Source organism: Sphingomonas azotifigens NBRC 15497 (assembly GCF_002091475.1).
Lineage (GTDB): Bacteria > Pseudomonadota > Alphaproteobacteria > Sphingomonadales > Sphingomonadaceae > Sphingomonas > Sphingomonas azotifigens.
The window spans coordinates 21705-28032 of the sequence record NZ_BCTR01000073.1 but is presented as its reverse complement, the minus strand read 5'-3'; the positions used below and the strand labels follow the sequence as shown (position 1 = coordinate 28032).

The following is a 6328-nucleotide window of genomic DNA, read 5'->3' as shown; positions in this document are numbered from 1 at the left end:
CCTCCATCGACGCCGAAGCCTGTTCGGCGGCCGCAGCCTGCTCGGTTGCGCCCTGCGAGACCTGCTCGGCGCTCGACGACAGTTCCTGGCTGCCCGACGAAACATTGGTGGAGGCGACCGTCGCGTCGGCGATCACGCCGCGCAGGCGATCGACCATGGCGTTCACGGTCTCGACCAGATCCTTGATCTCGTCGTTGCTGGTCACCTGCACGCGCTGGTTGAGGTCGCCCTCGGCAACCGCGGTGATCGCCGTGCCGACGCGGGCAAGGCCGCTCGATACCGTGCGTGCGATCCACCAGGCGGCGGCAACGGCGATCAGCAGCGCCACCCCGACGACGCTGAACAGCGCGGTGTTGGCGCTGGTGTAGACGTCGGCAGCGGACTGTTCGGAGCTGGCCATCTGCTGCTTCGACAGCGCGACGAGCTGGGTTACCGCCTGGCTCATCGCCAGCGCGAGCTCCCGCGACTTGCCCATCGACAGCGCCGCGGCCTCGGCATTCTTGTTCGCCAGGCCGAGCGAACGCACCTGGTCGTTGGTCGGCACGAACTCGTCGAACTTGCTCTCCAGCTGCGCCCAGATCGGGCGACCCTGATCGGTGGCGCCGCTGACGCCCTTGGCGATCAGCTGCTGCAGTTCGCCGCGCGCCTTCATCAGGTCGGCGTCAAACTTGCGCATCTGCGCGTCGTCGTTGGACAGCGCGAGATTCTTTTCCTGGCGGATGACGAAGCTCAGTTTCGCATCGATCGTCTGGGCGAGTTCGAGACGCTGGGCAGGTCCATGGATCACGTCCGACGTCGCTTGGTTGAGCACGCCGAGGCGCGTGCTCGCCACGCCCGCCACTACGATCAGCAGCGCGATCAGCACGCCGAAGGTGATGCCTAGTTTCAACTTGATGGTAGCACGCATGGTCATCGTTCCTCGAAGCGGGGGCGCACCGGCGACAGTGGCCGTGCGTGGAAGGGAAGGACGCAGGTCACTCGGCAGCCACGGCAGCAGCGGCCTCGCCGATGCCCAGATGGGCGGCGAAGATGGCGTGGAGGTCGGGCAGAACGACGACGCCGTCGCTGCGGCGGACGAGGGTGCGCACGAAGGCGCGGCGCCAGCGCATGCCCACCGCCGGCGGCTCTTCGCTGGCGGTGCGCTCCAGCGTCGTCACTTCGTGCACCTTGTCGGTACGGATGCCGATCTGGAGCGGCTCGCCTTCCAGCGCGATCTCGATCACGACGATGCGGCTGTCGAGCGTCGCTTCGACGGGCTCCATGGCGAAGGCCTGACGCAGGTCGGCGATCGGGATGATCTTGCCGCGGAAGTTGACCACGCTGCGCACCAGCGGCGCGGCGCCGGGCACCCGCGTCTCCGGCAGCAGATCGAGGATCTCGCGGACCAGCACGGCTTCCACCGCGAAGGTCTCGCCGCCCAGGTCGAAGGTGAGGACTTCGAGATGGCCCGCTTCGTCCCAGGAGACGGCGGTGTGGGATAGGGTTTCCTGCATGGGCTCAACCGACGGCACGCAGCCGCTCCTCCTGGTGCTGGCCGGCCAGCACGAGCTGGACGACATCGAGGATCAGGGCGACGCCGCCGTCCCCGAGGATGGTCGCACCGGCAAAGGTGGCGACGTCCTGGTGGAGCGGCGACATCGACTTGATCACGGTCTGGTGGCTGCCGATGATCTGGTCGACGACCAGCCCGACGCGCTCGGCGCCGGTGGCGATGACGACGATCTTCTGGTGCGGATCGGGCTTGGTGCCGGTCTCGAACATCTCGCGCAGGCGCAGGAACGGCACCAGCCGGTCGCGCAGCGTGATGAAGCTGCGGCCGCGCGAGCGCAGATCCTCCTCCAGGCTCAGCTCGAGGCACTCCTCGACTGCCGCCAGCGGGATCACGTAGCGGCCTTCCCCAACCCGGACGAGCAGCCCGTCGATGATCGCGAGGGTGAGCGGGATGCGCAGCACCACCGTGGAGCCCTCGCCGGGCGTCGAGGTGATGTCGATCGCGCCGCGCAGGCTCTCGATCGTGCGCTTGACCACGTCCATGCCGACGCCGCGGCCGGAAAGGTTGGTCACCGCCGCCGCGGTCGAGAAGCCGGGATGGAAGATCATCTGCAGCAATTCGCTGTCGCTGACCTGCTGGCCGGGCTGGATCAGCCCTTGCGATTCCGCCTTGGCGCGAACCCGCTCACGGTTGATGCCGCGGCCGTCGTCCTGGATGGTGATCAGCACCTCGCCGCCGGCCTGGTGGGCCGACAGGCGGACATGGCCGGTGGCGGGCTTGCCGGCCGCCACGCGCTCGTCCTCGGGCTCGAGGCCATGGTCGCAGGCGTTGCGGATCAGGTGGACCATCGGGTCGGCGAGCCGCTCGATCACGGTCTTGTCGACTTCGGTGGTCTCGCCCTCGGTGGAGAGCTCGATCGCCTTGCCGGTCTCGCGGGCAAGGTCGTGGATCAGGCGGCGGAAGCGGCCGAACAGCGTGGCCACCGGTACCATCCGCAGCACCATCATCGTGTCGCGCAGCTCGCTGACCAGCCGCTCGATTTCCTCGGAGATCGAGCGCAGCACCATGTCGCCGCCGCTGCCATTGGCGAGCTGCGACAGGCGGCTGTGGACGATCACGAGCTCGCCGACGCGGTCCATCAGCTCGTCGAGCCGCTCGGCGGGAACGCGGACGCTCTCGCCGGTCTTGGCGGCCGCCCTGGCCGGGCCGGCGGCATCGGGGGCGGCTGCCGCGGCCGCGGCGGGGGCGTCGACGACTTCGGCGGGTGCTTCGGGCGCGCCGCCGATTTCCTCGACCGTCAGCTCCATGTCGTCCATCACGAACAGGAACACGTCGTCGATATCGTCGCGCGAGATGTCGCCGATCAGCTCGACGTCCCAGCCGACATGGCATTCGACCGGATTGAGATCGGCAAGCGCCGGCACCTTTTCGGTACGCGCGACGATGGTGCATTCGCCCAGGTCGCGCAGCTCGTCGAGCAGCATCAGCGGGTTGGTGCCGTTCGCCATCGATTCGGGCGGCAGAAAGAACGACAGGCGCCAGCCCTTGCGGACCGGCGCGGAGGGAGCCGCTACGGGCGCGCCGGCAGCGGCATCGACCTCGCGCTGCAGCGCTTCGAGGATCGTGGCGCCGGCGGCTTCCAGCCCGGTGCCATCGCCGTCGACGAGCGCGCGCATATGGTCCTTGGCCGAGAGGATCACCGCGACCAGCCCCTGGGTGGCGGGGGCAAGGCCCTTGCGCACGCGGTCGAAGGCGGTCTCGCAGTGATGGGTGAAGCTGGCCAGCGCGTCGAACCCGAACATCGCGCCCGAGCCCTTGAGCGTGTGCAGGCCGCGGAACACCGCGTCGATCAGGTCGCGGTCTTCGAGCCGGTGGGTCAGGTCGAGCAGGCCTTGCTCGACCTGATCGAGCAGATCGCCGGCCTCCACCCGGAAGGCGGCAATGGGATCGCCGCCGCTCACCGGCCGAGCACCTTGCGCGAGACCTTGAGCAGCTGTTCGGGGACGAACGGCTTGACCAGCCAGCCGGTGGCACCGGCGGCCTTGGCCTGCTGCTTCATCGCGTCATCGCTTTCGGTGGTGAGGAACAGAATCGGGGTGCCGCACTGGGCAGGATCCTTGCGCAGCTCGCGGATCATCGTCAGCCCGTCCATGTTGGGCATGTTCAAGTCGGTGATGATCAGGTCGAACTTGGTGCCCTTGGCCTTGGCCAGGCCTTCGACGCCGTCGCCGGCTTCGGTGACGCTATAACCCGCGCCGGTCAGCGCGATCTTGATCGCCATGCGCAGGCTGGGCGAATCATCGACGGTGAGGATCGAGGCGGTCATTGGGCACGTTCTCCGTGAAACCAGAAATCGAGATCGTCGGCGCTGGGCGCGGCGAGAAAACCGGCGCGCTCCAGCAGCGCCACGACCGGCGGGGGCGCAGGGCTGCGCAAGCGAACCTCGCGTCCGGCCTGCCGGCCAGCATCGCGAAGCGCATGAAGCAATTGAAGGAAGCTCAGGTCGGCTTCGGTTACAGTGCTGATATCGACAGTGATCGGGCCGGATTCTTCCAGTACATCGATGCACTTCTGGCGAAGTTCAGCAGCATTCGGCAACGCGGCGGATGCCCCGATGTGCAGATCCATTTGCGTTAATCCCTCAGTAACGTTCTTCAACGCGATCGAAATGGTTCGCGTTTGCGGTTTTGGATCCAACCGCAACATGGAAAATTATAGGGAAAAGTCCGGAGGAAGATTCTGTTTGGCCTGCAAAAATTTTTGCACAACCGCGTAACTATCAAGGTCGGAGGCCGACATTTTCGTGTCCGGGCGGGCGCATCCCCGTAAAAATACATGGTCGCGCAAACGTTTACCCTATTTCGTTGATGGCGACGGAAACGCGTGCCGTGGCTGGCCCTCGGACGCCGTATCGGCTAGGCGCACGGCAATCATGCTCAACCTGACCGACATCACGGTGCGCCTGGGCGGGCGCACGATCATCGACGCCGCCACCGCGAAGCTGCCGCCGCGCGGCCGCATCGGCCTCATCGGCCGCAACGGCGCCGGCAAATCGACGCTGGTGAAGGTGATCGCCAGCCAGCTCGAACCCGATGGCGGCAGCGTCGACATGCCGCGCGGCGCCAAGCTCGGCTATATCGCGCAGGAAGCCCCTGGCGGCACCGCGACGCCGTTCGAGACGGTGCTCGCCGCCGATGTCGAGCGCGCCGCGCTGCTTGCGGAAAGCGAGACCAGCCACGATCCCGATCGCATCGGCGAAATCCATGAGCGGCTGATCGCGATCGACGCGCATGCCGCCCCTTCGCGCGCCGCCCGCATCCTGGTCGGCCTCGGCTTCGACGAGGAGATGCAGCACCGCGAGCTGGAGAGCTTCTCGGGCGGCTGGCGGATGCGCGTGGCGCTGGCCAGCTTGCTCTTCTCGCAGCCCGACCTGCTGCTGCTCGACGAACCATCGAACCACCTCGATCTCGAAGCGGTGCTGTGGCTGGAGGACTTCCTCAAATCCTACCCGGCGACGATCGTGCTGGTCAGCCACGAGCGCGATTTCCTCAACAATGTCGTCGATCACATCCTGCACCTCGAGCGCGGCAAGCTGACGCTCTATCCGGGCGGCTATGACGCGTTCGAGCGCCAGCGCGCCGAGCGCCAGGCCCAGCTCGCCGCCGCGCGCGCCAAGCAGCAGGCCGAGCGCGAGAAGCTGCAGGACTATATCGCCCGCAACTCGGCGCGCGCCTCGACCGCCAAGCAGGCGCAGAGCCGGCAAAAGGCGCTGGCCCGGATGCAGCCGATCGCCGAGCTGGTCGACGATCCCTCGCTCAGCTTCGACTTCCCCAATCCAGACGAGCTGCGTCCGCCGCTGATCACGCTCGACATGGCCAGCGTCGGCTATGGCGACACGCCGATCCTGCAGCGGCTCAACCTGCGCATCGATCCCGACGACCGCATCGCGCTGCTCGGCCGCAACGGCAACGGCAAGACCACGCTCGCCCGCCTGCTCGCCGCGCAGCTGACGCCGATGGATGGCGCGATCAACAGCAGCGGCAAGATGAAGGTGGGATACTTCACCCAGTATCAGGTGGAGGAGCTCGACCGCGACGACACGCCGCTGCAGCACATGACGCGCAACATGGCGAGCGCGAGCCCGGGCGCGGTGCGCGCGCAGCTCGGCCGCTTCGGCTTTTCGGGCGACAAGGCGACGACCAAGGTCGGCAAGCTTTCGGGCGGCGAGCGCGCGCGTCTCGCGCTGGCGCTGATCACCCGCGACGCGCCGCATCTGCTGATCCTCGACGAACCGACCAACCACCTCGACGTCGACGCGCGCGAGGCGCTGATCCAGGCGCTCAACGGCTATTCGGGCACCGTCGTCGTGGTCAGCCACGATCGTCACATGCTCGAGATGACCGCCGATCGGCTGGTGCTGGTCGACCAGGGCACCGCGAAGGAATTCGACGGCAGCCTCGACGACTATATCGCCTTCGTGCTGTCGAAGGATTCGAGCGGCGGCGGCAAGGGCGGGGCCTCGAAGGCCGATCGCAAGGAAGCGCGCCGCGCCGCCGCCGAGGCCCGCGAGAAGGGCACCGCGCTGCGCAAGGCGGCCAAGGCGGCCGAGACCGAACTCGCCCGGCTGCAGGCGCAGCTTTCGGCGCTGGAAAAGGCGATGTTCGATCCGGCCAATGCTGACGCCGCGCTCACCAAGCTGACGATGACCGACCTGATGAAGCGCCGCGCCGAGGTGAGCGCGAAGATCGAGACGGCCGAGCTGACCTGGATGGAAGCCAGCGAGGCGCTCGAAGGACTGGGGGGCTGAGAGCCTGAAATCCTCCCCTGCACCGCAGG

The 6328-nt window shown here is 67.5% G+C and carries 6 protein-coding genes; 1 reads left to right on the top strand and 5 read right to left on the bottom strand.

Annotated features, from left to right (window positions below; genetic code table 11):
• From SAZ01S_RS20590 to SAZ01S_RS20570, 5 genes are all read right to left on the bottom strand, one after another.
• On the bottom strand, nt 1–907 hold a 907-nt coding region (locus SAZ01S_RS20590; protein ID WP_139810175.1), incomplete at its 3' end, for an MCP four helix bundle domain-containing protein.
• 67 nt (nt 908–974) lie between these two features.
• On the bottom strand, nt 975–1493 hold the full coding sequence (locus SAZ01S_RS20585; RefSeq protein ID WP_084584132.1) for a chemotaxis protein CheW: 519 nt from the start codon (nt 1491–1493) through the stop codon (nt 975–977).
• A gap of 4 nt (nt 1494–1497) precedes the next feature.
• Entirely contained in the window at nt 1498–3453 is a 1956-nt protein-coding gene (locus SAZ01S_RS20580; RefSeq protein WP_084584131.1) for a chemotaxis protein CheA, read from the bottom strand.
• Nucleotides 3450–3818: a response regulator gene (locus SAZ01S_RS20575; RefSeq protein ID WP_084584130.1), complete on the bottom strand. Its 369-nt coding sequence runs from the start codon at nt 3816–3818 to the stop codon at nt 3450–3452. Before SAZ01S_RS20575 ends, SAZ01S_RS20580 begins: the two co-directional genes overlap by 4 nt.
• Nucleotides 3815–4120 carry an STAS domain-containing protein gene (locus tag SAZ01S_RS20570; protein ID WP_084584129.1) on the bottom strand — a complete coding sequence of 102 codons (306 nt, stop codon included), beginning with the start codon at nt 4118–4120 and terminating at the stop codon, nt 3815–3817. Before SAZ01S_RS20570 ends, SAZ01S_RS20575 begins: the two co-directional genes overlap by 4 nt.
• A gap of 304 nt (nt 4121–4424) precedes the next feature.
• Between SAZ01S_RS20570 and SAZ01S_RS20565 the strand changes: the two genes are divergently transcribed.
• Entirely contained in the window at nt 4425–6299 is a 1875-nt protein-coding gene (locus SAZ01S_RS20565; RefSeq protein WP_084584128.1) for an ABC-F family ATP-binding cassette domain-containing protein, read from the top strand.
• Nucleotides 6300–6328 lie beyond the last annotated feature (29 nt).

What these genes read in the sequence shown, in the direction of transcription:
- SAZ01S_RS20570 (WP_084584129.1), bottom strand. Translation starts at nt 4,120, where the DNA reads ATGGATCTGCACATCGGGGCATCCGCCGCGTTGCCGAATGCTGCTGAA.
- SAZ01S_RS20585 (WP_084584132.1), bottom strand. Translation starts at nt 1,493, where the DNA reads ATGCAGGAAACCCTATCCCACACCGCCGTCTCCTGGGACGAAGCGGGC.
- SAZ01S_RS20565 (WP_084584128.1), top strand. Translation starts at nt 4,425, where the DNA reads ATGCTCAACCTGACCGACATCACGGTGCGCCTGGGCGGGCGCACGATC.
- SAZ01S_RS20575 (WP_084584130.1), bottom strand. Translation starts at nt 3,818, where the DNA reads ATGACCGCCTCGATCCTCACCGTCGATGATTCGCCCAGCCTGCGCATG.